General features: G+C 68.0%; 19 protein-coding genes and 1 pseudogene. 8 read left to right on the forward strand and 12 right to left on the reverse strand.

The annotated features are described in order from the left end of the window. Window positions 1-184 precede the first annotated feature (184 nt). Window positions 185-604: an Lrp/AsnC family transcriptional regulator gene (locus ACW4E8_RS32570; protein WP_035821972.1), complete on the reverse strand. Its 420-nt coding sequence runs from the start codon at window positions 602-604 to the stop codon at window positions 185-187. Window positions 605-768: 164 nt separating this feature from the next. On the opposite strand from ACW4E8_RS32570, the gene ACW4E8_RS32575 reads away from it, so the two are divergent. Beyond that, the gene (locus ACW4E8_RS32575) at window positions 769-1647 is read left to right on the forward strand and encodes a dimethylarginine dimethylaminohydrolase family protein (protein WP_456808277.1); all 879 of its coding nucleotides are present in this window, start codon (window positions 769-771) and stop codon (window positions 1645-1647) included. A 35-nt stretch (window positions 1648-1682) separates the two neighbouring features. After that, window positions 1683-2768: an ornithine cyclodeaminase gene (locus tag ACW4E8_RS32580; protein ID WP_456808278.1), complete on the forward strand. Its 1086-nt coding sequence runs from the start codon at window positions 1683-1685 to the stop codon at window positions 2766-2768. A 45-nt stretch (window positions 2769-2813) separates the two neighbouring features. Here the strand turns inward: ACW4E8_RS32580 and ACW4E8_RS32585 are convergent, their stop codons facing one another. The 10 genes from ACW4E8_RS32585 to ACW4E8_RS32630 all read right to left on the reverse strand — a co-directional run bounded on the left by ACW4E8_RS32585 (window position 2814) and on the right by ACW4E8_RS32630 (window position 17293). Beyond that, the gene (locus ACW4E8_RS32585; RefSeq protein WP_010813065.1) at window positions 2814-3410 is read right to left on the reverse strand and encodes a helix-turn-helix domain-containing protein; all 597 of its coding nucleotides are present in this window, start codon (window positions 3408-3410) and stop codon (window positions 2814-2816) included. A gap of 139 nt (window positions 3411-3549) precedes the next feature. Then, window positions 3550-3855: a hypothetical protein gene (locus ACW4E8_RS32590; protein WP_456808279.1), complete on the reverse strand. Its 306-nt coding sequence runs from the start codon at window positions 3853-3855 to the stop codon at window positions 3550-3552. A gap of 49 nt (window positions 3856-3904) precedes the next feature. After that, window positions 3905-5224, reverse strand: a complete 1320-nt coding sequence (locus ACW4E8_RS32595) for a sigma-54-dependent transcriptional regulator (RefSeq protein WP_456808280.1) — start codon at window positions 5222-5224, stop codon at window positions 3905-3907. Beyond that, entirely contained in the window at window positions 5214-7166 is a 1953-nt protein-coding gene (locus tag ACW4E8_RS32600; protein WP_456808281.1) for a sensor histidine kinase, read from the reverse strand. The genes ACW4E8_RS32595 and ACW4E8_RS32600 overlap by 11 nt, the downstream gene beginning before the upstream one ends. A 166-nt stretch (window positions 7167-7332) precedes the next feature. Next, window positions 7333-8643, reverse strand: coding sequence for a dicarboxylate/amino acid:cation symporter (locus ACW4E8_RS32605; protein ID WP_456808282.1), 1311 nt, complete (start codon window positions 8641-8643; stop codon window positions 7333-7335). 614 nt (window positions 8644-9257) lie between these two features. After that, a complete protein-coding gene (locus ACW4E8_RS32610; protein ID WP_456808283.1) occupies window positions 9258-10556 on the reverse strand; it encodes an MFS transporter in 1299 nt (432 codons plus the stop codon). Between the two features lie 81 nt (window positions 10557-10637). Next, window positions 10638-12332 (reverse strand): urocanate hydratase, encoded by a 1695-nt coding sequence (gene hutU / locus ACW4E8_RS32615; protein ID WP_456808284.1) that lies wholly within the window; start codon window positions 12330-12332, stop codon window positions 10638-10640. Between the two features lie 188 nt (window positions 12333-12520). Next, window positions 12521-13267: a histidine utilization repressor gene (hutC, locus tag ACW4E8_RS32620; RefSeq protein WP_456808285.1), complete on the reverse strand. Its 747-nt coding sequence runs from the start codon at window positions 13265-13267 to the stop codon at window positions 12521-12523. Window positions 13268-13294: 27 nt separating this feature from the next. Beyond that, a complete protein-coding gene (locus ACW4E8_RS32625) occupies window positions 13295-16705 on the reverse strand; it encodes a diguanylate cyclase (protein WP_456808286.1) in 3411 nt (1136 codons plus the stop codon). Between the two features lie 321 nt (window positions 16706-17026). Beyond that, window positions 17027-17293 (reverse strand): hypothetical protein, encoded by a 267-nt coding sequence (locus ACW4E8_RS32630; protein ID WP_456808287.1) that lies wholly within the window; start codon window positions 17291-17293, stop codon window positions 17027-17029. Between the two features lie 41 nt (window positions 17294-17334). Here ACW4E8_RS32630 and nadE point away from each other — a divergent pair. The 4 genes and pseudogenes from nadE to ACW4E8_RS32650 all read left to right on the forward strand — a co-directional run. Then, window positions 17335-18156 (forward strand): annotated as a pseudogene (gene nadE, locus ACW4E8_RS32635) (ammonia-dependent NAD(+) synthetase); the annotation flags it as partial. Window positions 18157-18181: 25 nt separating this feature from the next. Next, window positions 18182-18691, forward strand: a complete 510-nt coding sequence (locus tag ACW4E8_RS32640) for an N-acetyltransferase family protein (RefSeq protein ID WP_456808288.1) — start codon at window positions 18182-18184, stop codon at window positions 18689-18691. A gap of 194 nt (window positions 18692-18885) precedes the next feature. Then, entirely contained in the window at window positions 18886-19284 is a 399-nt protein-coding gene (locus ACW4E8_RS32645) for a nuclear transport factor 2 family protein (RefSeq protein ID WP_456808289.1), read from the forward strand. A gap of 99 nt (window positions 19285-19383) precedes the next feature. Next, on the forward strand, window positions 19384-20271 hold the full coding sequence (locus ACW4E8_RS32650) for a c-type cytochrome (protein ID WP_456808290.1): 888 nt from the start codon (window positions 19384-19386) through the stop codon (window positions 20269-20271). A 9-nt stretch (window positions 20272-20280) separates the two neighbouring features. Here ACW4E8_RS32650 and ACW4E8_RS32655 read toward each other — a convergent pair whose 3' ends face one another. Then, complete coding sequence (locus ACW4E8_RS32655) at window positions 20281-21369, reverse strand: acyltransferase family protein (RefSeq protein WP_456808291.1); 1089 nt, start codon at window positions 21367-21369, stop codon at window positions 20281-20283. A 330-nt stretch (window positions 21370-21699) separates the two neighbouring features. Here ACW4E8_RS32655 and ACW4E8_RS32660 point away from each other — a divergent pair, with 330 nt between their 5' ends. Together ACW4E8_RS32660 and ACW4E8_RS32665 are read left to right on the forward strand one after the other, a co-directional pair. Continuing rightward, window positions 21700-22164 carry a (2Fe-2S)-binding protein gene (locus tag ACW4E8_RS32660; protein ID WP_010813052.1) on the forward strand — a complete coding sequence of 155 codons (465 nt, stop codon included), beginning with the start codon at window positions 21700-21702 and terminating at the stop codon, window positions 22162-22164. 16 nt (window positions 22165-22180) lie between these two features. Further along, window positions 22181-24439, forward strand: a complete 2259-nt coding sequence (locus tag ACW4E8_RS32665; RefSeq protein WP_456808292.1) for a molybdopterin cofactor-binding domain-containing protein — start codon at window positions 22181-22183, stop codon at window positions 24437-24439. The last annotated feature ends 5 nt before the right edge of the window (window positions 24440-24444 follow it).

Genomic DNA, 24444 nt, shown 5'->3' on the forward strand with positions numbered 1-24444 from the left:
TCTTGTAACGGGGGGCGCTTTGGAATGGTGCGCGTAATATATCACGGGGTGATATATTTGGTCGCCTTTGGTGCAGCGCATCCCAATCGTGGGGCATGATGCACCGCACAAGCGCAAGCGCATGGCGGCGCTGGGCGTGGCGCGCCTGCCGGTGGTGGAAAGCGCCGGGACCTGAGCGGGTCTTTTACTTGTAGGTCGACAGCAGGATGCTGGTCTCGGTGGCGCTGATGCCGTCGATCAGCCGGATCCGGTCCAGCGTGCGGTCGAAGGCCTCGAGCGTATCGGCGCGCAGCTCGGCAATGATGTCCCAGCGGCCGTTGGTGGTGTGCAGCGCCTGCACATTGGGTTCGCCGCGCAGCGCCTGCAGCACGGTGCGGGCCTTGTTGCCTTCCACGGCAATCGTCATCCAGGCGCGGATGCGGTGCGCTTCGGCCTCGGGCCGCAGGCGCACCGTGTAGCCAACGATCACTCCTTCCTGTTCCAGCTTGTCGATACGGTTCTGCACGGTCGCGCGCGACACGCGCAGCGCCTGCGCTAGCGCCGTGACTGGCATGCGCGCGTTGTCGCGCAGGAGGGAAATCAGCTGGTGATCGGTGGCATCCATGAGGTGGGCAAACAGCCTTTGCAATGCGCCAGCATAAGCTGGCATTTTGATATATGACTCGCGCAAATTGCGCAAGTTGCTGGCTATTAGTTAACACCAGCTTGCCCGAGAATTCAATCGACCGATTGATTTCCCAACGCCTGCCATTAAAGAGGAGCCGCCCCGTGACCCACACCCCCACCATCCTGCTTGTCGAGCCGACCTTCTACGACGTGTCGTACAGCATCAATCCGTGGATGGACCCGGCTGCCTGGGCGCGCGACCCGCGCGGTATGCACCGCAGCGCCATGCAGTCGTTCGACGCGCTGCGCGAGGCGCTGGGCCGGGCCGGCTTTGCGGTGGAGGTGGCCCCTGGCGCGCCGGGGCTGCCCGACATGGTGTTCCCGGCCAACGCCGCGGTGGTGCTCGATGGCCGCGCGCTGCTGGCGCGCTTCCGTTACCCGCAGCGGCGCGGCGAGGAAGCGCCGTTCGCCGACGTCTTCGGCACGCTGCGCGAGCGCGGCCTGCTCGACGAAGTCGCACTGCTGCCCGAGGGCTGCTTCCAGGAAGGCGCGGGCGACTGCATCTGGGATGCGGGCCGCGGCCACTTCTGGGCCGGGTTCGGTCCGCGCTCGTCGCATGAGGCGGCCGTGGCGGTGTCGAGCTACTTCGGCAAGGACGTGGTGGCGCTGGAGCTGGCCACCGAGCAGAGCTACCACCTTGATGTCTGCTTCTGCCCGCTTTCCGGCGGCGAGGTGCTGTACTACCCGCCGGCCTTCAGCGAAGCGGCGCTGCGCGAGCTGCGCGCGCGCGTGCCGGCGCGGCTGCGCATCGAGGCCAGCGCCGACGACCTGCGCCACTTCAGCGTCAATGCCGTCAATCTCGACGACCAGGTGGTGATGACCCGCACCACGCCGCACCTGCGCACCGAGCTGGGCCGGCGCGGCTACCAGCTGCATGAGGTCGACCTGTCGCCCTTCATGCTGTCCGGCGGCGGCGCCTATTGCATGACGCTGCGCCTGGATCGCCGCAGCGGGCCGGGCATCGCCGCGGTGGCGGCCTGAGTGCAGGCACCACACAGACAGCCAAGGAGACGGTCATGAAAAGCACCGCACGATCCCTGTTCCTGGACGCCAGTGATGTGGCCCGCCTGGTGGCCGCCATCGGCCCGCAGGCCGCCATCGTGGACCTGGCCGGGCAGGTCCGGCAGGCCTTCCTGTGCTGGGACGACTTCGACAAGTCCGCACGGCTGGCGAGCCATTCCGCGCGTGGCGTGATCGAGCTGATGCCGGTCAGCGACGGCATCCAGTATGCATTCAAGTATGTGAACGGCCATCCGCGCAATGCGCAGCATGGCATGCCGACGGTGATGGCCTGCGGCTTGCTGGCCGAAGTGGAAACCGGCTTCCCGCTGATGCTGGCCGACCTGACGCTGGCCACTGCGCTGCGCACCGCGGCCACCTCGGCGCTGGCGGCGCGCGCCATGGCGCGGCCCGGTGCGGCGACGATGGCGCTGATCGGCAACGGCGCGCAGGCCGAGTTCCAGGTGCTGGCCTTCCAGGCGATGCTGGGCGTGCGCGAGATCGCCGCCTATGACATCGATCCGGCCGCCACCACACGGCTGATGCGCAACCTTGGTGGCGTACCCGGTCTTTCGATCCGGCGCGCCGAATCGATCGAGGGCGCGCTGGCCGGGGCGGACATTGTCTCCACGGTAACCGCCGACAAGGCTCGCGCCACCATCCTCACGCCGGAAATGGTGCGGCCTGGCATGCACCTTAATGCGGTAGGCGGCGATTGCCCCGGCAAGACTGAACTGCATCCCGATATCCTGCGCCGCGCGCGCATCGTGGTGGAGTACGAACCCCAGACGCGCATCGAAGGCGAGATCCAGCAGTTGCCGGCCGACGCGCCGGTGACCGAGCTGTGGCAGGTGCTGGCCGGCATCGCGCCCGGCCGCGCGGCGGCGGACGAGGTGACCGTGTTCGATTCGGTTGGGTTTGCGCTGGAAGACTACGCCGCGCTGCGCTGGCTCTACGCCGCAGCGCAGGCGCACCAGGCGGGCAGGGCCGTTGAACTGGTGGCGATGCCGCCGGATCCGCGCAACCTGTACGGCTGGATGATGGCGCAGGCCGACGGCAACGAAGCCGGGCTGGCAACGCCCCGGCAGGCGGCAGTGGCCTGAGGCTGCAAGCGATGCCGGGGCCGGCTGGCCCCGGTGCCGCCGTGCTCAGGCGGTGCGGCCCATCATCAGCTGGGCGCGCAGGAAGCCCTTGACCTCTTCCAGCGACGGCGTCTTCAGGAACACCATGATGCCCCAGTGCTGCAGGGCATCGGCCACGCCTTCATAGGCCTGGCGGTTGGTGATCACGGCGAAGATCACGTGCTGGCTGGCAAAGAAATTCTGCAGCTTCTCGATGGTGGCCGACTCGGCGTCGTTCAGTTCGTCGACGTAGTACAGCACCACGCGCGGATGCTCGCTGACCGAGGTGATGACGGTGTCCAGCACATCGTCGACCACCACGCTCTTGAGCGGCAGCCCCCACTTGGCAAGCTGGCCATGGATGCGCTGCGCTTCCTGGTGGTTGGGGTGGAACACCACCAGGTCCAGGCCGTGCGGCGACGCCGATTCCGGCCCGATGCGCGTCGCCAGCAGGCGGTGCACGGTTTCCTTGTGGATGCGCCGATGGCCGCCGTTGGTCTTCCAGGCGCCAAGTTCGCCGCGCTCGACCATCTTCTGGACGGTCCCCAGAGAGACGTTAAGCAGTTTTGCCGCTGTACGCGTGCTGTAATAAGGCTTTTCAGCCAGTGCCGGATCCAGTTTCATCCCATCACCCGTGGTCCTGAAGGCAGTCGCGCCGGGACGGCGCCCGCGGCGCCAGGCACAAGCGCCGCGCGGTTGTCACTGCCAATGGTTGACTGACCCTGTGTCCTGGCCCGCTCCCCCGCCGGCCGGACGGCTTTCGTTATAAATTTGTTGTTTCTTTCATTTCCAGCCGATCAGCGACTTTCTGGACATATTGAATGTCTGGGACCCTGATCTGCTGGAAGCCAATAATATGCCGCAAACGCCAATCGATCTGTAAGAAAAAACATAAATCCATCGCGTATTGGTTGTTTAACGCACATTGGTGCTTGCAGGCAGACACGACAGTAACGCAGACATTGATCTGCAGGGGTGGTTCCCCATGGTTGGACGCAGCGTCTGAAGCATCCGCTGAATACAGCGGCCGCTTCAGAGTTCTGTCGTGACGTGACAGATCGCGCGGCATGGCCCGCGCTGCTGCCCTCGATTCACGGTCCGCGCGTCACAGCGACACTTCACAGCCCGTGCTTGCGCACCTTGTCGAACAGCGTGGTCTTGGCCACGCCCAGGGCCTCGCTGGCGCGGCTCAGGTTGCCGTCATGGCGGCGCATGGCATCGGCAATCAGTGCGCGCTCGAATTGCTCGACTGCCTGCGCCAGCGGCAGGGCTGCGGGGGCGGTGGTGCCCTGGCCGGGGTTGCAGCCCAGCCCCAGCACATGGCGCTCGGCCAGGTTGCGCAGCTCGCGCACATTGCCGGGCCATGGGTAGGCCACCAGCGCGGCCAGCTCGGCCGGGGTGGCGGGCACAGCCTCGCGGCTGAAGCGCAGTGCGGCCTGCGCGACGAAATGTTCGAACAATGCCGGCACGTCTTCGCGCCGCTCGCGCAGCGGCGGCAACTCCAGCGTGATCACGTTCAGGCGGTAGTACAGGTCAGCGCGGAACTGGCCGGCATCGGAGAGCGCGCGCAGGTCGGCCTTGGTGGCGGCCACCACGCGCGCGTTGACCGGCACCGGCTGGTTGGAGCCAAGCCGTTCCACCACGCGTTCCTGCAGCACCCGCAGCAGCTTGATCTGCAGCGGCATCGGCATGCTCTCGATCTCGTCGAGAAACAGCGTGCCGCCTTCGGCGTGCTCGATCTTGCCGATGCGGCGGCGCGCGGCACCGGTGAACGAGCCGGCTTCATGGCCGAAGATCTCGCTCTCGAACAGCTGCTCTGGCAGGCCGCCGCAGTTGATGGCAACAAAGTTGCGCGCGTGGCGCTGGCTGGCCTCATGCAGGCAGCGCGCCACCAGCTCCTTGCCGGTGCCGGTCTCGCCGTGGATCAGCACATTGGCGTCGGTGCCGGCCAGGTCGGCGATCATGCGGCGCAGCCGCTCGACCGTTGGCGAATGGCCGATCAGGTGGGCTTCCAGCTTCTGGCGGCCCGCCAGCCGTTCTCGCAGTTCTGACACTTCCAGCGCGAGCCGGCGTTGCTCCAGCGCGCGGCGCGTGGCATCCACCAGCTGCTCGGGCGAGAACGGCTTTTCCAGGAAGTCGTAGGCGCCTTGCTTCATCGCCTGCACCGCCAGCCCCACGTCGCCGTGGCCGGTGATCATGATCACCGGCAGGGCCGGGTCGCGCTCGCGCAGTTGCGCGAGCAGCGCCATGCCGTCCTGGCCCGGCAGGCGAATGTCGCTGACGACCACGCCGGCATAGCCCGGTCCGGCCTCGCGCAGCGCGGCCTCGGCGCTGCCCACGCCGCGCGTGGCAATGCCCTCCAGGCGCAGCGCCTGTTCGCAGCCCAGGCGCACGTCGGCATCGTCCTCGACGATCAGTACGGTCAGGTCAGCCGGCATGCTTTGCGTCCTGTGGGTTGGCGTCCTGCGGCGCCAGCGGCAGCACCAGCGTGAAGCAGGCGCCGCCGTCCGGGTGGTTGGCGGCGGACAGGCTGCCGCCGTTTTCATTGAGGATGCCGGCCGACAGCGTGAGGCCGAGCCCCAGCCCTTGCCCGGCGGGCTTGGTGGTGAAGAAGGGCTCGAACAGCCGTGCGAAGGCTTCCTCGGACAAGCCGGCGCCGTTGTCGCGCACGGTCAGGTGGACCATGGCGCCCGCCACGTGCGCGTGCAGCGCAATGCGCGGCGCGGACTGGCCGGCGACGGCATCGAGCGCGTTGCCGAGCAGGTTCACCAGCACCTGTTCCAGGCGGTTGGGATCGCACACCACTGCCAGCGTCGGATCGATATCGCGCTGCAGCGCGGGCTGGACCGCGTCCACGCGTGTCTGCAGCAGGAACAGCGCGTTGTCCACCGCTTCGGCCAGCCTGGCCTGGCGGCGGCCGTTGCCGGACTTGCGTGCAAACGACTTGAGCGCGCCGGTGATGCGGCCCATGCGCTCGACCAGCCCGATGATAGTGTCCAGGTTGGCGCGCACGGTGGCGTAGTCGCCGCGCTCGAGGAACTTGCCGGTATTGCCGGAGATGGTGCGCAGCGCAGCCAGCGGCTGGTTCAGCTCATGCGCGATGCCGGTAGACATCTGCCCGACGGCGGCCAGCTTGCCTGCCTGCAGCAGGCCGTCCTGGGCCTGGCGCAGCACGGTCTCGGCACGGATGCGTTCGGCTACCTCGGACTGCAGGCGCTGGTTGGAGGTGGACAAGTCGGCGGTGCGTTCGGCCACCTTGCGCTCCAGCTCGCTGTTGGCCGCCTCCAGCGCGGCGCGCGCCGCCAGGCGCTCGTTGATAATGCGCCGGCGCACGTTCCACGCCGCCCCCAGCAGCAGCACGAAGGCGGTCAGCACGCCGGCCAGCGCCGCTGTGTTGAGCGCGGCCACGCGCGCCTGCGAAGTATTGGTCAGCAGCGTCAGCTGCCAGTCGGTGCCGGGCAGCGCGGCATGCTGCGCCAGCATCGGCGGGCCGCGGCGCAGGCGCACCAGTTCGTCGCTGCTGCTGCCGTTGCCGTTGTTCAGCTTGCGCACCAGGGTCAGCGGCAGTTGCGGCAGCGGGGCGCGGTTGTACTGCAGGCTGCGCGTGAACCGCTCGCGCGCCTCGGGTGACAGGGGGCGCAGCGCGGCCAGCTTCCACGACGGGTCCGAGGCCAGGATCACCACGCCGTTCTCGTCGGTCAGCAGCATCTGGCTGTCGGCGCCCTGCCAGCGGTTCTCCAGCGGCTCCAGGCCGATCTTGACCACTGCCACGCCGACCGGGTTGTCGCGCTCGCCCAGCGGCGCCGACAGGTAGTAGCCCGATTCGCTGCGGGTGGTGCCCACGCCGTAGAAGCGGCCCAGCTGGCCGTCCATGGCCGACTGGAAGTACGGGCGGAAACTCAGCGCTTCGCCCAGGTAGCTGTCCGGGCGCTGCCAGTTGCTGCTGGCCAGCACCTTGCCGTGCGCATCCAGCACATAGATCACGCGCGTGCCGGCGCGGGCATTGAGGGCGCTCAGGTAGTCATTGGCGCGTGCCGCGCGGGCAGCGTCGTCCGGGCGCAGCAGCAGCGCGGCGACGCGCTCGTCCAGCGACAGCAGGCCGGGCACGTAGTCGTAGTGGGCCAGCTCGCTTTCCAGTGCCTGCGTGTACAGCCGCAACTGCACCTGGCCGCGTTCGGACTGGCGCGCCAGCGCGGTGTCGTAGCTGTAGCGGTAGCCGAGCGAGCCGGCCAGGCCCACCAGCACGGCCAGCGCCAGCAGTGCGAGCAGCGGGGCAACGCCGCGCAGGCCGTGAGGCAGGCGCGGCGTTCCGGTGGCAGCAGCGGACGCAGGGGCGGCAGGGCGGGTGGTATCGCCGGGAGGGTGTAGCGGACCGGTCATCAGGTGTTGGGTGAGGCAGGTGGCAAAGCCGCCGCGCGGGCAAGACGGGCAGGGGCCGGCGCGGGTGCCTACTTTTACCACACCAGGGGGGCAGTGCCGCGCCAGAATGCAAAAAGGCCCGGTTGCCGTATCGGCAACCGGGCCCTGGCACGCCTGGCGGACGGTGTTACTTGCCCGCGAGGACCTGGGCAGGTGCCAGGCCGGTGGTGGTATCCGCGGCGGGTTCATCCTCCTCGGACGGTACCGGCGCGCCGATGGCGCCTTCGCTTTTGGCGACGACGGCGGTGGCAATCGCATTGCCGAGCACATTGGTCACGGTGCGACCCATGTCGAGTACGTGGTCGATGCCCAGCACCAGCAGGATGCCGGCCTCCGGCAGGCCGAACATCGGCAGCACGGCGGCGACCACCACCAGCGAGGCGCGCGGCACGCCGGCGATGCCCTTGCTGGTGACAAGCAGGACCAGCAGCATGGTGATCTGCTGGGTCAGCGACAGCTCGATGCCATACACCTGCGCCACGAACAGCGCGGCAAACGAGGTGTACATGATCGAGCCATCCAGGTTGAACGAGTAGCCCAGCGGCAGCACGAAGTTGGTGATGCGCTCCTTGACGCCGAAGTGGGTCAGCTGGTCGATCACCTTCGGGTAGGCCGATTCGCTGCTGGCGGTGGCGAAGCCGATCATCAGCGGCGTGCGCATCAGCTTGAGCAGGCGGAACACGTCGCGGCCCAGGAAGAAGTAGCCGCCGGCGATCAGCGCCACCCACAGCAGCGCCAGCGCCAGGTACAGGCTGCCCAGCAGCTTGGCGTACACCACCAGCACGCCCAGGCCCTGCGCGGTGATCACCGCGGCGATCGCGCCGAACACGCCCACCGGGGCAAACGCCATCACGTAGTTGGTGACCTTCAGCATCACCGCGGCGAGGCCCTCGATGCCTTGCAGCACGGGCTTGCCCACGCCGTCCTTGACCGTGCCCAGCGCAAAGCCGAAGAACAGCGAGAACACCACGATCTGCAGGATCTCGTTGTTCGCCATGGCCTCGACAAAGCTCTTGGGGAACATGTGGGCAATGAAGTCGCGCAGGTTCAGCGCGCCGGTCTTCAGGTTCGAGGCGGCGTCAGCCGGCGGCAGCGGCAGGTTCATGCCGTGGCCGGGTTCCAGCAGGTTGGCCATCATCAGGCCCAGCAGCAGCGAGGTGATCGAGGCGCCAACGAACCACATCATCGCCTTCAGGCCGATGCGCCCCACGGCGCGGCCATCGCCCATGCTGGCAATGCCGGCCACCAGCGTGGCGAACACCAGCGGGCCGATGATCATCTTGATCATCCGCAGGAATACATCAGTCAGGATGGACAGGTGGTCCGCAATCGATTTGGCGGTGGCGGCGTCCGGCGCCATGTTGTGCGCGGCGGTGCCGACCAGCACGCCTAGCAGCATCGCAATGAAGATCAGGGTGGGCAGTCGATTCAGTTTCATCGTGGATCAGGCCTGTGCGTCCGTTTCCTGTGGCAGGGACGGGCGTCTGTGTATTGCAGGAAGGCTGGGCGGCGATGTCGGGGCGCCGGGCCGGCCTTGTCGTGGTTCAGCGCGGCAACAGGTGCCGGGGGTTCGCCGGGGTGGCGAAGGGGGTGGGCAAGGCGGGGTCGGTCATGTGTGTCCTCCTTTGTTTTTGGCATCGGCCGGGACGCCGGGCGGCGTGCCGGCATACCCGTCTGGCGCTGTGAGCGGCGGCCTATATTGCATGCGCCGTGCCAGGCCGAAAGGGCTGCAGGCGTTGTGCAACTTGTTGAAAACAAAGGGGAAAAGGATGTGATTCCGGCGCACGGTTCGGGAATCCGGACCGGAATGCGACAACGCCGTTCGGGAATCCGAACGGCGTTCTAGGTGTTAACCCGGGGTTTTGGGGTGCTGGCAGCGGGGTGAGGGTGGGCGTTTGCCGGCGTCACAGCGCTGGAAAAAACCGAGGGCCTTGCTTGATGTGGCTCCTGGCTAAACCGCGCCCCCGGCCCTCTCCCCATGAGGGGAGAGGGAGTACAAGGCCCAGGCAAGCTCGGGCGGCGTTGGTGCACCCCGCGCCGGCGCCAGGGAACTCATTTCAGCCGCCGCCCCAGCGTTTCCGGCACCATCGCCAGGCCGATCAGCGACACCAGGCCGCAGCCGATCACGTACAGTGCGGGCGCATTGACGTCACCGGTGATCTGGATCAGCCGCGTCGAAAAATACTGCGCAAAGCCGCCGAAGATCGCGATCGCCACGCAATAGGCGATCGACAGCCCGGTGGCGCGCAGCCGCTGCGGCAGCACTTCGCTGACCAGCACCATCGAGGCCGGCGCGGTCATCGACATCGGCACCGACAGGCAGCCCACCACCACCAGCAGGCGCGTGAGCGACGGCTCGGCGTTGATCAGCACGAAGGCCGGGTAGACCATTGCCAGCAGCGCCACGCGCGACCACAGCACCACGGTCTTGCGGCCGATGCGGTCAGCCAGCCAGCCCGCGAACGGCGACAGCACCACCTGCACCAGCGCCGCCACGCACGCCGCCCAGATGCCCAGCGACAGCGGCATCTTCAGCACGCTGACCGCGTAGTTGCTGAGGTAGTACACGACGATATAGGTCGAAGAGGCCAGGCCGATCATCAGCAGGATGCTGGCGATGATCTCGCGGCCATGGCGGCGCAGCAGCGGCCATTGCGCGGCGTGCTCGCCATGGCGCACGGGCGCGGCGGTTTCTTCCAGCCGGCGGCGGATCACCAGGCCGACCGGGATCACAAGGATGCCGATCAGGAAGGCGAGGCGCCAGCCCCAGGCTTCCAGGTCGGCCGGAGCCAGCACGTTGCTCAGCACCAGGCCGGTGATCGCGCCCAGCAGCGCCGCCAGGCCCTGGCTGAACGGCTGCCATGCGGTATAGAAGCCGCGCGTGCGGTCATCGGCGTATTCCAGCAGCAGCGCGGTCGATGCGCCCATCTCGCCGCCGATGGCAAAGCCCTGCACCAGCCGTGCCACCACCACCAGCACCGGCGCCAGGATGCCGATCTGCGCGTACGGCGGCGTCACCACGAAGATCAGCGAGCTCAGCCCCATCAGCCACAAGGTCAGCGCCACCGCCGGCTTGCGCCCGGCGCGGTCGGCGTACATGCCGATCAGCAGGCCGCCCAGCGGGCGCATCAGGAAGCCGACGCCAAAGGTGGCGAACGACATCAGCAGTTGCCCGGTAGGGTTGTCGACCGGGAAATAGAGCCGGCCGATCAGCGTGGCAAAGAAGCTGTAGACGACGAAATCGTAGAACTCCAGGCCATTGCCGATGGTGATGGCGGCAATGGCGCGCGTGCGTGACAGCTGCGCCTGGGGCGCCGCGACCGCCACGCCGGCGGTGGTGTCGATGGACATGGGTGTCTCCGTAAAGCGATAAGGCGCCGGCCGGGGCGCACGTGGCGGCCCGGCGGCAGAACGGCTCTTGCTGGCCGCGGGTCAGTCGCGCGATGCGTGGTTCAGCATCGGCAGGTCCAGGCCCTGCTCGTGCGCGCAGTCGACGGCGATCTGGTAGCCGGCGTCGGCATGGCGCATCACGCCGGTGGCGGGGTCGTTGTGCAGCACGCGGGCGATGCGCGCGGCGGCCTCGTCGGTGCCATCGCAAACAATCACCACGCCAGAATGCTGCGAGAAGCCCATGCCCACGCCGCCGCCATGGTGCAGCGAAACCCAGGTGGCGCCGCTGGCGGTGTTGAGCAGCGCGTTCAGCAGCGGCCAGTCGGACACGGCGTCGGAGCCGTCCTGCATGGCCTCGGTCTCGCGGTTGGGGCTGGCGACCGAGCCCGAATCCAGGTGGTCGCGGCCGATCACGACCGGCGCCGACAGCTCGCCGCTGCGGACCATCTCGTTGAAGGCCAGGCCCAGCTTGGCGCGCAGGCCCAGGCCCACCCAGCAGATCCGCGCCGGCAGGCCCTGGAAGCTGATGCGCTCGCGCGCCATGTCGAGCCAGCGGTGCAGGTGCTCGTCATCCGGGATCAGTTCCTTGACCTTGGCGTCGGTCTTGTAGATGTCCTGCGGGTCGCCCGACAGCGCGGCCCAGCGGAACGGCCCGATGCCGCGGCAGAACAGCGGGCGGATGTAGGCGGGCACGAAGCCGGGGAAGTCGAAGGCGTTGGCCACGCCTTCTTCCTTGGCCATCTGGCGGATATTGTTGCCGTAGTCGAAGGTCGGCACGCCCATCTGCTGGAAGGCCAGCATGGCGCGCACATGCGCGGCCATCGACACCTTGGCGGCCTTGACCACTGCCGCCGGCTCGCGCTGCGCGCGCTCGCGGTATTCGTCCCAGCTCCAGCCGGCCGGCAGGTAGCCGTTGAGCGGGTCATGCGCGCTGGTCTGGTCGGTGACCATGTCGGGGCGCACGCCGCGGCGCACCAGTTCGGGCAGCACCTCGGCGGCGTTGGCGCACAGCGCGATCGAGATCGCCTTGCCTTGCGAGGTATAGCGGTCGATGCGGGCCAGCGCGTCGTCCAGGTCGGTGGCCTGCTCGTCGACATAGCGGGTCTTCAGGCGGAAGTCGATGCGGCTCTGCTGGCATTCGATGTTCAGCGAACAGGCGCCGGCCAGCGTGGCGGCCAGCGGCTGCGCGCCGCCCATGCCGCCCAGGCCGGCGGTCAGCACCCAGCGGCCCTTCAGGTTGCCGCCGAAGTGCTGGCGGCCGGCCTCGACGAAGGTCTCATAGGTGCCCTGCACGATGCCCTGGCTGCCGATATAGATCCAGCTGCCGGCGGTCATCTGGCCATACATGGCCAGGCCCTTGGCATCGAGCTCGTTGAAGTGTTCCCAGTTGGCCCAGTGCGGCACCAGGTTGGAGTTGGCGATCAGCACGCGCGGCGCGTCGCGATGGGTGCGGAACACGCCCACGGGCTTGCCGGACTGCACCAGCAGGGTCTGGTCGTCTTCCAGGCGGGTCAGGGCCTCGACGATTTGGTCATAGCATTCCCAGTTGCGGGCGGCGCGGCCGATGCCGCCATAGACCACCAGTTCCTTCGGATTCTCTGCCACCTCGGGGTCGAGGTTGTTCATCAGCATGCGCAGCGGGGCTTCCGTGAGCCAGCTCTTGGCCGTCAGCGTGGTGCCGCGGGGGGCGCGGATTTCGGTGTCGCGGAAACGCGTGGTGGTGGTGGTCTTGGTCACGGGAACTCCTTCGGTCGTGCTGGTCTGGAACGCCCGCTTTTTCGGGCGACGCATAGGCATGTATATTCCTGTATATACAAGTACGTATAAATCGGGGTAATCCCGTAGGAAGACCAGCGCTAGCGCGGCGCTTTAATCACAAATGATGTTGGAGTCCCTTGTGCCCTGGTGGGTGGCCAGTTCCAGGCCTAGGACGTGAATCGGCCTTCCAGGCGATGCAGGGATCCGGGATGCACGAGCCGCACTGACGTCACCACCCGGCCCGCGGACCAAGTGCGGCGACGGATCAGCAGGCAGGGCTCGCCCCGCTCGATAGCCAGCAATCCGCACTCTTCCGGCAGCGCCAGCACGGCCTCGACCACATGCTCGCCTTCGGTCAGCGGCGCGATGCGGGACAGGTATTGGTAGGGCGTTTCGCTGGTGAAGTCCTGCGCCAGGTAGTCGGGCGCCACCGCGGCATTGACATAGCGATCCTCCAGCTGGATCGCCACGTCGTCCTCGAAATGCACGATCACGGAATGGAACACCCGCTCCTCCAGCGCCACCTCCAGTGCCGCGGCCTGCGTCGGGCCGGCGCGTTCCGCCTCCAGGCTGATGACGCGCGCGTGATGCCGGTGCCCGCGTGAGGCGATGTCTTCGGCAATATTGTTGACCGCATACAGCGCGGTCCGCCGCTTGGGTTCGGCGACGAAGGTGCCGACGCCCTGCAGCCGCACCAGCATGCCTTCCGCGGTCAGCTCGCGCAGCGCGCGATGCACGGTCATGCGGCTCACGCCCAGGGACTCGACCAGTTCGGTCTCGGACGGCACGCGGTGATGCGGCGGCCAGCTGCCGTCAGCGATCCTGCTGCTGATGTGCTGCTTGACGCGCGCATAGAGCGGCGCCGGCATAGAGTCGGACACGAGCGACAACGGGTTCCCCTTGGATTCGGCCATGCGGCCATGCGACAGGCGCCGAATTTATCATGGCCCGGCATCGTGGCTGGTGGACCAGGATGCCAGCGCGTCGCGCTGCTGGCATCCGGCCAGGAACACGTCCAGCGCCACCGGCCGCCCGATCACATACCCCTGCGCATAGTCCACCCCGATCGCGCGCAGCGCATCGAGGGTGCGTTCGTCCTCCACCCATTCCGCTACCGTGAGCACGCCTAGGCGGTGACCGATGTCGTTGATCGAGCTGACGATCTCGCGGTCCACAGCGTTGTCGGCCAGTTGCCGGATAAAGCTGCCGTCGATCTTCAGGAAGTCCACCGGAAACTGCTTCAGGTAGGCGAACGACGACAGGCCCGAGCCAAAGTCGTCCAGCGACACGGTGCAGCCGGCGCGCCGCATCTCCGCCACCAGCCGGTTGGCCGCGGCCATGTTGTTGATCAGCGCGGTTTCCGTGATCTCCAGCCGGATGCGGCTGGCGGGCAGGGCGCTGGCCTCCAGCTCGGCATGCAGGAAGGGCAGCAGGAAGGGCTCGCCGAGCGAGTTGGCGGACAGGTTGATCGATACCGAGAGCCCGGTCACGGCGCCCAGGCGTTCGCCGTAGCCGCGCAGCACGTTGCGGATGACCCAGCGGTCGACATGGCCCATCAGGTCATAGCGTTCGGCAGCAGGAATGAAGGCGCCGGGCATGATCAGCTCGCCGTGCTCGTCGACCATGCGCACCAGGATCTCGATATGGCGGTGCTCGGCGCCGTCTTCGTTCTCTTCGGGCTGCAGTGCGCGGATTTCCTGCGCGAACAGGCGGAAGCGGTTGGCTTCGAGCGCCGAATGGATGCCGGCGGCGACTTCCAGCTCGCGGTGGTGGCGGCGCGCGTCGCTCTCGTCGCGGCGGTAGACCGAGACGCGGCTGCGTCCGGCGGCCTTGGCGGCGTAGCAGGCCACGTCGGCGCGGCTCATCAGTTCGCTGACCGGGGGCACGTCCAGGTCGATCGCGGCGATGCCGATGCTGGCGCCCACGTCGTACACGCGCCCTTCCCACGGGAAGCGGCGGCCGCGGATGGCGTCGATCACGCCCTGGCAGACCTGTTCGGCCTGGTCGACGGTGCAGTCCTTGAGCAGCAGCGCGAACTCGTCACCGCCCAGGCGCGCCAGCACATCGTCGGGACGCACATGGTTGCGGATCATGTAGCCCAGTTCGCGCAGCAGCACGTCGCCGGCGCCGTGGCCGGCGGTGTCGTTGACGATCTTGAAGCGGTCCAGGTCGATGAAGCACAGCGCGGCGCGGTGGCCGTGCAGCCGCGCCGCTTCGCAGGCTTCGCGCAGGCGCTTCTCGAACCAGGTGCGGTTGGGCAGGCCCGTGAGCGCATCGTGCATGGCCGAACGCGCCAGCTCGCGCTGCAGCGCGCGCGCGGTGGTGATGTCCTGGAATACCAGCACCGCGCCCAGCACCTCGCCGCGCGCGGTCAGCACGGGAGCGGCCGAGTCCTGCACGTCGTGGCGCTCGCCGGTCAGGCTCTGCAGCACGGCGCCGTCCTGCAGGTAGGCGGGCGCGAGCGTGCGCAGGCAGGCTTCGACCGGGCTGGGGATGGGGTCGCCGGTGGCTTCGTCGACGATGCGGAAGACCTGCTCCAGCGGCAGGCCGGTGGCGCTGGCCATGGTCCAGCCGGTCAGCTGTTCGGCGATCGGGTTCATGAAGGTCACGTGCATGGTCGCATCGGTGCAGATCACCGCATCGCCGATCGAGCGCAGCGTGATGTGCAGGCGTTCCTTCTCTTCGAACAGCGCCTCGGTCAGGCGCCGCTGTTCGGTGATGTCCCAGTTGGTGCCGACCAGCGCGTGCGCGGTGCCGTCGGCGGTGCGGGCCACCATGGCCATGGCGCGCACGTGGCGGACCTCGCCGCCGGGCCGCACGATGCGGTAGTCGGTGTCAAACGGCGCCTCGCCCCGGATGGCCCGGCGCATCTCGCTGCTGACGCGGCTGACATCCTCCGGATGCAGCAGCGCGATCCATTGCTCCGCCAGCGGTGCACCGTTGGCGGGGTCGGTGCCGTGCAGCGCATGCATGCGCGCATCCCAGGTGATGCCGGCACTGGTGAGATCCCGCTCCCAGATGCCAACCCCGCCGGCTTCCACGGCCAGCTGGATGCGGCGCGACAGCCGTTCCAGCTCTTGCTGCGCCAGCTTGCGCGCGTGGATGTCTTCCACCTGGGTGATGAAGTGCTGCGGCTCGCCGGTCTGTTCGTCGCGCACCAGCGATACCGCCAGCAGGACCCAGCGGTAGTGGCCGTCCTTGTGGCGGTAGCGCTTTTCCAGGCGGTAGGACTCGATCTTCCCGGACAGCAGGTTGTCGACCTGGCGCAGGTCGCCGGTCAGGTCGTCGGGGTGGGTCAGTTGCTGGTAGCTCAGCTCGCGCAGCTCGGCCGCGCTGTAGCCCAGCAGCTCGGTCATGGCGCGGTTCACCGTCTGCCAGCGGCCGTCCATGTCGACCAGCGCCATGCCGATGGCCGAGTGCTCCATGGCCTGGCGAAAGCGCTTGTCGCTGCTGCGCAGGCTGGCGCGGCCGTGCCGGTTCTGTTCGGTCAGGTAGGCGATGCAGACCGGGAACACCATGATCACCGCCGCCGACAGCGGCACCGCTTCATGGCGATGCGTGAGCAGCATCAGCGCCTGCAGGCAAAGCGTGGTCACCAGCGTCAGCAGCGCGGTGGCAAACGGATTGCCGGCCAGCGCCACCAGCACCAGCGGCAGCGACATCGCGGCAAACGGGTCGTGGCCCTGCCACTGCGCAAAGGCGCCGATGGCCAGGCACAGCGCCAGCGCGCCCGCCTGCGGCGCCAGCACCGGCCGCGCGACCGCAGCGCGCACGCGCACCGCCGTCATCGACAACATCATCGGCAGCAACAGCGCCATGCCGAGCGCGTCAGCCTGCCACCACGTCCACCAGACCGAGGCGAAGCTGGTGCCGTGGATTGCGGCGATGGCCATGGCGCCGGCGGTGGCCCCCAGTGCCGGCGCCAGGATGCCGCCCACCGCCAGCATTACCGCGAAGGCGGCCAGCGGACCGTGGCGCCCCAGGACGGCATGCCGGTCCAGCAGGCGCAGCAGCCCGAGCGCGAACAGCATCTCGGCCAGGTTGGCGCCGGTCAGCATCAGCGCGGTGGCGACGCTGTCGCCGGCCGCGTGGTTGGCCAGCACGCTGGCGCCCAGCATGCCCGCCAGCAGCCACGGCCCCTCCGCGCGCGGCCGGTGCAGCAGCAGGCCCAGGCCGAAGGCGTTGGGCAGCCACACCGCCGCCACGGTACCGGGCAGCCGCGCCAGCCACAGCGCCGCCGCCGCCAGCACGAAATAGCCGGCGCCGGCCAGCAGCAAGGGCAGCCAGCGGCGCTGCGGGGCAGGATGGTCGTTGGCGGCCTGGTGGCTCGGCGGGGCCGTGTCTGGCGTCATGGACGAGAACGATGCAAAGGCGGTGCGTCTGGGTAGGAAGGAGGCGGATTGGCCGGCGCGCCCCGGGCGGCACGGCCCCGGATGCGCGGACGGACTGCCGCCCAGCGTAGGGGCAATGTAGCGAGGATAAGGATGCGGCCATCGGCAGGACAGGGGGCAGGTTGGGGGCTTTCTTGCCACTGGTGCTTGGGGCGATTTTTTGGTAGGGAGCGGTCCGGCAGGTGTGGAGGGGCTTGCCACGCCCCCAGCGCGTCGACGCTCGTGAGCTTTCGTCGCGATTCCAGGAATTTTCCGCTGTCATCTTGGGAAGACTCCTCCTTACTAACTCAGAGCGACGAACCACTCTGTGTGAGTCCACTTGAACGACGATTGCTTCTCCCAAGAGATGAGACTGGAGATGAAGCGATGGATCAATTTTGATGGATCCGCTTTCGATATTCCGGCCGCCATCGATTTGCTGGGCGGGGCGATTTCCCTGCTGGGTGCGGCGATAGTGAGTTGGGCGAAGTTCTGCCATAGCTGCGACGGCTTGCCGGAACCCGCAAGCTCGCGAACCAGGTAGTGCATTGCAACCGTGGCTTGCCACATCAGGCTTCTGGAGGTGCTCGGGTATGGAAACTCTTCTAGGCATGCCGGCGCAACGGCAATGGCAACAGCAGGTCATCGCCGTTTTGGGCGTCAAGGCGGAATTCGATGCGGTGTCTGAGTGCGAACGGCGCATCGGATTCCTGAGTGCGTACCTTAGGGAAGCCGCTCTTGACACATATGTGCTAGGCATCAGCGGTGGTGTTGACTCGGCTACCGCGGGACGGCTGGCGCAGTTGAGCGTGGAACGGCTGCGCCAGGACGGATATAACGCACGGTTTCTGGCAGTGCGTCTACCCTATGGCAGCCAGATCGATGAAGCGGATGCACAGGTGGCACTTTCCTTTATTTGTCCGGACGAAACCTTCGTCGTCAACGTCAGGGATGGCGCTGACGGGCTCTTGACAGCTGTCAGGCAGGCGGGTGTCCAGTTTGCCGAGCCAGCGCTGGAAGATTTCGCGCTCGGTAACATCAAGGCCCGGCAGCGGATGGTGGCGCAGTATGCCATCGCCAATGCACGGCGCGGGCTGGTGGTTGGCACAGATCATGCCGCTGAGGCGGTGATGGGCTTCTACACGAAATACGGCGATGGCGGCGCCGACGTGCTGCCGTTGGCAGGTTTGACCAAGCGGCGCGTGCGGGCGCTGGCCCGCGCACTAGAGGCGCCAGAGCGAATCGTGGCGAAGGTTCCAACTGCCGATCTAGAGAGCTTGGCGCCGCAAAAGCCGGATGAACAGACCTACGGCATTACGTACGACGACATTGACGATTTCCTGGAGGGAAACGCCGTTAATGCGCACGCATTCGAAACAATTTGGCGTTTCTATTTGCGAAGTAAGCATAAGAGGGCGTTACCGGTTGCCCCGCGTCCGCATAGGCTAGCCCGCCTGTATGGTTACTCGCGAGCCCATAACCGGCGACCACGTCCAACTACTTTGGGAGCGCGCTTGTTCCGGGCTGGAACTTGGATCTTGCAGTCTTTCCGTACGAAATCTTGCGGATGGCGACCTGGCGCAACTTGCCCAGCTGGCTTACTCGGCCTTTGCCGGTACGGTAGATAGCGTGCCGTTGGAGATATGGGCCCGCAAACTCTCGTCTATTGCAAGCGATCGGTACGGCCCGTTCCTGTCAACAGCTTCCTTCGTTGCGGAAGTGCCTTCAGGCCAGTTGGCTGGGATGGTTCTTGCTACGGATTTTCCTCTCTACAATGCGCCCGTCATCGCGTTGATCGCGGTTGCTCCGGGCTCGCAGCAAAAAGGCTTGGGAACCTACTTGCTGAGCCGCTGCATCCGGACGCTGGCCCTTGAGGGCTTTCCTATATGCCGGGCCAAGATTTCTCCCGGCAACGATGCCTCACAGCAGCTATTCCGAAAGCTCGGCTTCGAGCTTTGCTGCAACTGAGCAAAACGCTTTCCCCGCGTGCAGGCGGTTGGGAGGCAGCCTTCGCCTGCTTAGGGCGGCAGCTCCAGCATGGCCCCGGTAGCCCCGCCGATAACCTCCCCGGTAATCGCGCTGCGGCCCCGCCGCGCCCATCATGCAGCCATGGCCTGACCCCAGGCCCTTTACGGATTCCCAACCAAGACCAGGAGTACGCCATGTCTGCTGCAATCCAAGCGCAAGTCGCTGCCGATCCCGCTGCCCTTGCCGACCGCTACCTCGCCGCCTGGAACGAGACCGACGCCGCTCGCCGGCGCGAGCTGATCGCGCTGGCGTGGACGGAATCGGCAAGCTATGTCGATCCGCTGATGCGCGGTGACGGCCATGCTGGCATTGACGCGATGATCGCCGCGGTGCAGACGAAATTCCCCGGGTTCCGCTTTATCCGCGTGAGCCCGGTCGATGCGCACGGCGAACACCTGCGCTTCACCTGGGAACTGGGCCCGGCGGGAGAGCCGGCGCTGGTGGTCGGCACCGACTTCGCCACGATTTCCGCCGATGGCCGGCTGGCGCGCATGACCGGCTTCATCGACCGGGCCCCGGCCGGGCTGGCCTGACCGAGGCGCGCGCCGCCGCTATGTGGCCTTCCCCACCGACAGCCCCCCGCCCACTGGCGGCAAGCTGCGGCATCCAGTGCGGCGGACAGGGGGGAGCAAATGGCGCGATTTCTGCGGGTGGCGGCATGGGGGCTGGCCGGCACGGCTGTCGCCGTGGCCGTGGCGGCCTATGCCGCGGTATGGGTTGGCGAGCGCAAGGCGGCGCGCATCGTCGCGGTCAAGGTTTCACCCATCGCAATCCGTGAAGACGCCGCCGGCATTGCCCACGGCAAGTACCTGTTTGAATCGCGCGGCTGCATGGAGTGCCACGGTGCCGGCGCCGGCGGCAAGCAGGTGATCGACGATCCCGGCGGCCTGCGCGTGCGCGCGCCGGACCTGACGCACGCCAATCCGGACATTGCCGCCTACCAGCCGGTTGACTGGGTACGGAGCATCCGCCATGGCGTGGCGCCCTCGCACCGGCCGCTGCTGATCATGCCCAGCGAGGACTACAACCGCCTGAGCGACGAGGACCTGGGCGCGCTGGTGGGCTACCTGCGCAGCCTGCCGCCGGCGATGGGGGCGCCCGCGGAGATCCGCATGCCATGGCTGGTGCGGGCGTTGTACGGTGTGGGCATGGTGCAGGACGCGGCCGCCAAGATCGACCACAGCTTGCCGGTGCAGCCTGCAATGGTGCCGGCGCCCACGGCCAGGTATGGCGGCTACGTCGCCAATGCCTGCCTGGGGTGTCACGGGCCGGACTTCCGCGGCGGCAAGATCCCGGGCGGGCCGCCCGACTGGCCGCCCGCGGCGGACCTGCGCCCCGTGCCGGGCGGCGCCATGTCGCGCTACGGCCAGGCTTCGGCCTTTATCGCGATGATGCGCAGCGGCAAGCGGCCCGATGGCACCGAAGTGAGCCGCGTGATGCCGTTCGATTCGTTCGGACGCATGAACGACACCGACCTGACCGCGCTTTATCTGTTCCTGGCCGGCATGCCGCAGCGCTGAGCGCGCGCGTCAGCGCCGCGCCAGCCGCCGGCCGGCGGCGATGCCGGGCAGTTCCACCCAGCGGTGCAGCAGCAGGGCCAGCGCCAGCGCCAGGCCGGCATCGATGGCAAAGCGCAGCAGCTGCAGCGCGGTCTGGTCGGGCGCCAGTTCGGGCATCAGGCGCTTGACGCCCTCGATCACGGTGGGGTGCGTCAGGTACAGCGCATACGACAGCTCGCCCAGCCATACCAGCGCGCGCGGCACGCGCAGCACGCCGGCGTGCTCGGCCGCCACGGCGCCGGCCAGCAGCAGGGCCGCGGGCAGCCCGCGTCCGGCCAGGCTGAAGTCGGGCCCGACCAGCGGCAGCGACAGCGCGAACGCGGCACAGCCGGTTGCCAGCATGCCCACCGCGATGGCCGGCGTCAGCAGGTGGCGCCAGCGCGCGTAGGCCCACGCCAGCGCGCAGCCCAGCAGGAATTCCAGCACCAGCGGATTGCTGGCCATGGCCAGCCACGGCGTGGCGAACGGGTAGCCCTGCGCGGGATCGGCCGCCAGCGCGCCGAAGCGCCACCACGGCAGCACCAGCGTGGTCAACGCAAAGACCCCCAGCACCACCAGCAGCGCGCGCCGCCCGGCCAGCAGCAGGCCCAGCGCGAAGGCGGCGTAGAACGCCAGCTCATAGTTGAGCGACCAGCCCACGTACAGCGCCGGATAGCCGTAGTACGGCGCGTGGGTGGTGGCAGTCGGCAGGAATGCCAGCGACGCCGCGAACACTGCCGGCGTGACCGGATTGAGCAGCAGCGCATGGATGGCCGACATGGTCCAGTACGGCGGCACCAGCCGGCAGCAGCGCCGGATCATGAAGCTGAGCGGGCGCTCAGGCTGGGGCCGGGCCAGCACCGCGACCCAGGCGATGATGAAGCCGCTGATGACAAAGAACACGTCCACGCCGACATGGCCGCGCTTGATCACGTTGTCGGTCAGCCAGTTGAGCGCCGGCGCATCGGCGCCGCCCAGCGCCAGGCCCGAGTGGTAGACCACCACGAATGCGGCGGCCAGCCCGCGCAGGGCCTGGATGCTGTCTAGCCGCGCCACCGATGGGGACTGGGCCGCCGGCACGCGCGTGGCAGCGGCAGCGTGCGGGACTGGTGCCGCGGAGGCGCGGGGATAAGTGTGTTCTGGAATAGTCGATGGCACTGTTGCGGCGACAGAAATCGGAAAGCGAAGGGATTCATGAGGGACAGCCGCCACATGCCCAAAGTTCGTGCAAAACGGATCCGGGGGCAGGGTAGTGCGCATGGTGTCCGGCAAGGTGACCGAAATTGCACTATCCTCATTTGTCCCTTGCGCCAGGCTGCGGCGCATGGGCAGTGCCCGCGCCGTACGATTGCGCCAGGCGGGGGGCACTGGAAAGAACCAGCGGGCAACGTACCCAAGGAGTGTCCCCCCATGACCACCCTCAATATCAACGTCAACGGCAAGACCCGTGAAGTCGACGTGGACCCGTCCACGCCGCTGCTGTGGGCGCTGCGTGACAACCTTGAAATGACCGGCACCAAGTTCGGCTGCGGCATGGCCGCATGCGGTGCCTGCACCGTGCACGTCAACGGCCAGGCTACGCGCAGCTGCGTGACGCCGGTATCCGCCGCCGCCGGCGCGCGCATCACCACTATCGAAGGCATCGGCACTGACAAGGTCGGGCGCGCCGTGATGGACGCCTGGCTCAAGCACGACGTGGCGCAATGCGGCTACTGCCAGAACGGCCAGGTGATGAGCGCCATCGGCCTGCTGCGCACCAAGCCGCGGCCCACCGACGCCGACATCGACCAGGCCATGGCCGGCAACCTGTGCCGCTGCGGCACGTACCAGCGCATCCGCGCGGCGATCAAAGACGCCGCCCGTGCGCTGGCCTGAGCGGGAGGAAACCAATATGCGTATCCGAGGCATCGAAGCCCTGGCAGGCGGCCAGGCCGGCAATAGCAGCGAAGCGCGCCCGAACACCGGCGTGGCGACGCTGGACCGCCGCAGTTTCCTGAAGCTGACCGGCCTGGCCGGCGGCGGCCTGGCGCTGGGCGTGGCCCCGCTGGCGCAGGCACAGGAGGGCGCCAAGCCCAAGGCGTCGGCGCCGGCGCCGCAGGCATTCCTGATCATCGCGCCGGACAACACCGTGACCGTGGCCGTGAACCGGCTCGAGTTCGGCCAGGGCGTGCATACCGCGCTGCCGATGGCGCTGGCCGAGGAGCTGGACGCCGACTGGCGCAACGTGCGCGCCACGCTGGCGCCGGCCGGCGATCCGTACAAGGACCCCGCCTTCGGCATGCAGATGACCGGCGGCTCCACCGCGCTGAACCACTCGTTCCAGCAGTACCGCGAACTGGGCGCGCGCGCCCGCGCGATGCTGGTGGCGGCGGCCGCGCAGCAATGGAAGGTCGATCCGGCCAGCTGCAAGGTGGCGCAGGGCGTGGTCACGTCCGGCAGCCACCGGGCCACCTTCGGCGAACTGGCGCCGGCGGCGATGGCGCTGCCCGTGCCCCAGCAGGTCACGCTGAAGGACCCCTCGCAGTTCCGCATCGTCGGCAAGCCCACGCCGCGGCTGGATGCGCGCGGCAAGATGGACGCGACCACGCCGTTCGGCATCGACACGCACCTGAAAGGCATGGTGGTGGCCGTGGTGGCGCGTCCGCCGCGCTTTGGCGGCAAGGTCAAGAGCTTCAGCGCCGACAAGGCCCGCGCGGTGCAGGGCGTGCGCGGCGTGCTGCAGGTGCCGGTCGACCGCGGCGGCAGCGGCGTGGCCGTGATTGCCAGCGGCTACTGGCCGGCCAAGATGGGCCGCGATGCGCTCGACATCCAGTGGGAAGACGCGGGCTCGAAGGTGTCGTCGCAGGCGCTCTTCGACGAATACGCAAAGCTGGCCGGCCAGCCCGGCACGGTGGCGCGCTCGGGGAGCGGGGATATTGGCTCGGCCATCAACGGTGCCGCGCGCAAGATCGAGGCCGACTTCCGCTTCCCGTACCTGGCGCACGCGCCGATGGAGCCGCTGAACTGCACGCTGCAGCCGGAAGTGGCCGGCGGCAAGGTGCAGTCGGTCAAGGTCTGGGTGGGCTCGCAGTTCCAGACCGTCGACCAGGCCGCGGTGGCGCGCACGCTGGGGCTGGCGCCGGACAAGGTGGTGCTCAACACCATGATGGCCGGCGGCGGCTTCGGCCGGCGCGCGGTGCCGACCTCGGACTACATCGTTGAGGCGGCCAACGTGCTCAAGGCCTGGGTGGCCGCCGGCCACACCGAGCCGCTCAAGGTGGTCTGGAGCCGCGAGGATGATATCCGCGGCGGCTACTACCGCCCGCTGCACCTGCACCGCGCCCGCATCGGGCTGGATGCGCAGGGCAAGGTGGTGGGCTGGCAGCACACCATCGTCGGCCAGTCGATCCTGAAGGGCACGCCGTTCGAGCCCTTCATGGTCAAGAACGGCGTCGACGCCACCATGACCGAGGGCATCGTCGAGAACGACTATGACCTGCCCCTGCAGATGTCTGTGCACCATCCGCAGGTGGACGTGCCGGTGCTGTGGTGGCGCTCGGTGGGCAACACCCACACCGCCTTCGTCAAGGAAACCCTCGCCGACGAGATGGCCGCCGCCGCGAAGCAGGATCCGGTGGCGTTCCGCCTGGCGCGGCTCGATGAAAAGAAGCACGCGCGCCACCGCGCCGCGCTGCAGCTGGCGGTGGACAAGTCCGGCTACGGCAAGCGCAAGCTGCCCAAGGGCCATGCCTGGGGCGTGGCACTGCACGAGTCGTTCAACACCGTGGTGGCGTATGTGGTCGACGTCTCGGTGGTGAAGGGCGAGCCGCGCGTGCATCGCGTCACCGCTGGGGTGCATGCCAACCGCGTGGTCAACCCGATGTCCGCCGAGGCCCAGATCCAGGGGGGCTGCGTGTTCGGGTTGGCCATGACCAAGCCGGGGTTTGCCATCGAGATCGAGAACGGCGCCGTGAAGAACAGCAACTTCCCGGACTATCCGCCGCCGCGCATCACCGATGCGCCGGTGGTGGACGTGTTCTTCGTGCCCTCGCAGGAGAACCCCACCGGCCTGGGCGAGCCGGGCGTGCCGCCGATCGCGCCGGCAGTGGCCAATGCGCTGTTCACGCTGACCGGCAAGCGCCAGCGGCAGTTGCCGTTCGTGATGGCGTAGGCGGG

The sequence above is a fragment of the Cupriavidus sp. CP313 genome, from assembly GCF_054072015.1.

Excerpts from the sequence above, each read along its gene's own strand:
- ACW4E8_RS32590 (WP_456808279.1), bottom strand. The coding sequence starts at position 3,855 with ATGCCGCGCGATCTGTCACGTCACGACAGAACTCTGAAGCGGCCGCTG.
- ACW4E8_RS32570 (WP_035821972.1), bottom strand. The coding sequence starts at position 604 with ATGGATGCCACCGATCACCAGCTGATTTCCCTCCTGCGCGACAACGCG.
- ACW4E8_RS32580 (WP_456808278.1), top strand. The coding sequence starts at position 1,683 with ATGAAAAGCACCGCACGATCCCTGTTCCTGGACGCCAGTGATGTGGCC.
- ACW4E8_RS32600 (WP_456808281.1), bottom strand. The coding sequence starts at position 7,166 with ATGACCGGTCCGCTACACCCTCCCGGCGATACCACCCGCCCTGCCGCC.
- ACW4E8_RS32645 (WP_456808289.1), top strand. The coding sequence starts at position 18,886 with ATGTCTGCTGCAATCCAAGCGCAAGTCGCTGCCGATCCCGCTGCCCTT.
- ACW4E8_RS32640 (WP_456808288.1), top strand. The coding sequence starts at position 18,182 with ATGGTTACTCGCGAGCCCATAACCGGCGACCACGTCCAACTACTTTGG.
- ACW4E8_RS32650 (WP_456808290.1), top strand. The coding sequence starts at position 19,384 with ATGGCGCGATTTCTGCGGGTGGCGGCATGGGGGCTGGCCGGCACGGCT.
- ACW4E8_RS32610 (WP_456808283.1), bottom strand. The coding sequence starts at position 10,556 with ATGTCCATCGACACCACCGCCGGCGTGGCGGTCGCGGCGCCCCAGGCG.
- ACW4E8_RS32605 (WP_456808282.1), bottom strand. The coding sequence starts at position 8,643 with ATGAAACTGAATCGACTGCCCACCCTGATCTTCATTGCGATGCTGCTA.
- ACW4E8_RS32630 (WP_456808287.1), bottom strand. The coding sequence starts at position 17,293 with ATGTGGCAAGCCACGGTTGCAATGCACTACCTGGTTCGCGAGCTTGCG.
- ACW4E8_RS32585 (WP_010813065.1), bottom strand. The coding sequence starts at position 3,410 with ATGAAACTGGATCCGGCACTGGCTGAAAAGCCTTATTACAGCACGCGT.
- ACW4E8_RS32625 (WP_456808286.1), bottom strand. The coding sequence starts at position 16,705 with ATGACGCCAGACACGGCCCCGCCGAGCCACCAGGCCGCCAACGACCAT.
- ACW4E8_RS32665 (WP_456808292.1), top strand. The coding sequence starts at position 22,181 with ATGCGTATCCGAGGCATCGAAGCCCTGGCAGGCGGCCAGGCCGGCAAT.
- ACW4E8_RS32660 (WP_010813052.1), top strand. The coding sequence starts at position 21,700 with ATGACCACCCTCAATATCAACGTCAACGGCAAGACCCGTGAAGTCGAC.
- hutC (WP_456808285.1), bottom strand. The coding sequence starts at position 13,267 with ATGGCCGAATCCAAGGGGAACCCGTTGTCGCTCGTGTCCGACTCTATG.
- ACW4E8_RS32595 (WP_456808280.1), bottom strand. The coding sequence starts at position 5,224 with ATGCCGGCTGACCTGACCGTACTGATCGTCGAGGACGATGCCGACGTG.